Raw genomic sequence first — 2,200 nt, 5'->3', positions numbered from 1 at the left:
CGTGAGCAGCGAGCCCGCCGTGCTGTCCGCCGTCTGGAGTGTGGTGGAGTCGTCCGGTCTCAGTGCGGCCCTCGGGGAGCGCCCGCCCTACTCCGGGTGGCTGGGCGTCATCTCGGCGAAGAACGGCGTCCAGACGGTCGCTCTGCTGCCCGAGCGGGTCCGCAAGATCCTCGCCGACGCCGGATACTCCCTCGACGCGGTCGTGGGCAGCTGGGTCGACGCCGGCTATCTGGAGACGCTCAAGAGCCAGCGCCCGCCGCACCTGGTGCCCCGTCGCTTCGACGGCGCCCGGGCCAAGTGCCTCGCGTTCACCCCCGAGGGCATGCCCTTCGGCGAGCAGGACGAGGCGGCATGAGGACCGTCGGACCGGTGGTACGCACGAAGTGCGTACCACCATCGCCCCAGCATTCCCGCAGGTCAGGCGCGTACCAGCGGTCACTTTCGGGCCGGTACGCAGCCGCCCGGAAAAGACACCCCTCAGGCGTGGGCGCGTGTGCGTGCGCGTGTGTGCGTGCCTGCGCACATCGACCCCTGTCTGTTTCTGCGTACCTGCGTACCACTGTCTCTAGAGAGAGACATAACAGCAGGTCAGAGCCGCTTTTTGCCCGGTACGCAGCCGGTACGCAGCCGGTACGCAGCGCGTACCGCCCCTCTCTCCTCTCCACCGAATCGAGGTGACGCATGTCCTTCACCCCCCGCCCCTACCAGCTCGACGCCATCGAGGCGCTGCGCCAGGGCTGGGCCAACGGCAAGAACCGCGTGGCCGTCGTCCTCCCGACCGGCGCCGGCAAGACCGTCGTCTTCTCCCACCTGGCCCACCAGATGCTCGACAGCCTCGGAGGCCGCCGAGCCCTCGTCATCGCGCACCGTGAAGAGCTGATCGAGCAGGCCGCTTCCAAGCTGCTTGCAGTCGACCCGATGCTGCGCGTCGGCATCGTCAAGGCCCAGCGCGACGACCACGCCGACGCCGACGTGATCGTGGCCAGCGTCCAGACCCTGGCCGTCACCCGCCGCCGCGAGGCCATCCGGGATATCGGCCTCATCATCGTGGACGAGTGCCACCACGCTGCGGCCCCCACCTACATGGAGGTGCTCAGGCACTTCGGCGCCTGGGACGGCGTCCCGGTGGCCGGCTTCACCGCAACGATGACCCGGGAGGACGGCGGCCTGGCCGAGGTTTGGGAAGACGTCGTCTTCCGCCTCGACATCCTCGACATGATCAGCGACGGCTACCTCTGCGACGTCCGTGGCAAGGCCATCACCGTCGACACCCTCGACCTCAACAAGGTGAAGACCAGGGGCGGCGACCTGGTCGACGGGCAGCTCGGCAAGGCCCTGGAGGACTCCGGCGCGCTGGACGCCATCGCCAAGGCCTACGTCGACCACGCTGCGGACCGCCCGGGCGTGGTCTTCACTCCGACCGTGGCGACCGCCAAGGCCGCCGCCGATGCCCTGGTCGCTGTCGGCATCAAGGCGGCCCCGGTGTGGGGCGATATGGGTCGCGACGAGCGCCGCGCGACCCTCGCCCGCTACACCGCGGGTGAACTCCAGGTGCTCACCAACTGCATGGTGCTCACCGAGGGATTCGACGCGCCGCACACCAGCTGCGTCGTGGTCGCCCGCCCCACCAAGTCGCCGGGCCTGTACGTGCAGATGGTTGGCCGCGGGCTCCGGCCGGCACCCGGCAAGACCGACGCGCTGCTGCTCGACGTCATGGGCGCGGCGAGCCGACACAAGCTCGCCAGCATGGTCGATCTCACTGAACGGGAGATCGGCCAGGCCGAGCCGGGCAAGAGCCTCCGGCAGGTCGCCGAGGAGCACGTGGCCGCCGAGAAGCGCCGCACGCTGGCCGCGCGGGTCGAGGCAGAGGAGATCAACCTGTTCGGTTCGTCGGCGATCCGCTGGCTGCGCACGCCGGACGGCATCTGGTTCATCCGCCTCACCAGCGCGATGTTCCTGTTCCTGCAGCGTGACCCTGGGACCCGGTCCTACCGGATGCGCCGCTGGACGGAGGCGCACGGGGTGCACCCGCCGAAGGACGACGTGGCACGGCCGCTGCCGGAGGCGCTGGCGTGGCTGGAGCAGCAGGCCAAGGTGCTGGCGCCCGGGGCGTTCGTGTCGAGGCAGGCCCGTTGGAGGGCCGGGAAGCCCAGCCCGAAGCAGTTGGGCTTGTGCCGCCGCCTCGGCATCACCGTGCCGC

Annotated in this window: 1 protein-coding gene and 1 pseudogene; both read left to right on the top strand. The window is 70.2% G+C overall.

Annotation, left to right across the window (positions count from 1 at the left end):
• Nucleotides 1-355: pseudogene (locus tag ABZ281_RS46745) on the top strand (hypothetical protein); the annotation flags it as partial.
• Between the two features lie 326 nt (nucleotides 356-681).
• On the top strand, nucleotides 682-2,200 hold a 1,519-nt coding region (locus ABZ281_RS46740; protein ID WP_356664632.1), incomplete at its 3' end, for a DEAD/DEAH box helicase.

It is taken from the genome of Streptomyces sp. NPDC006265, from assembly GCF_040613555.1.
Classification (GTDB): domain Bacteria; phylum Actinomycetota; class Actinomycetes; order Streptomycetales; family Streptomycetaceae; genus Streptomyces.
Note: the sequence above shows the minus strand (reverse complement) of the source record. Positions and strands in the feature narration are given on the sequence as shown.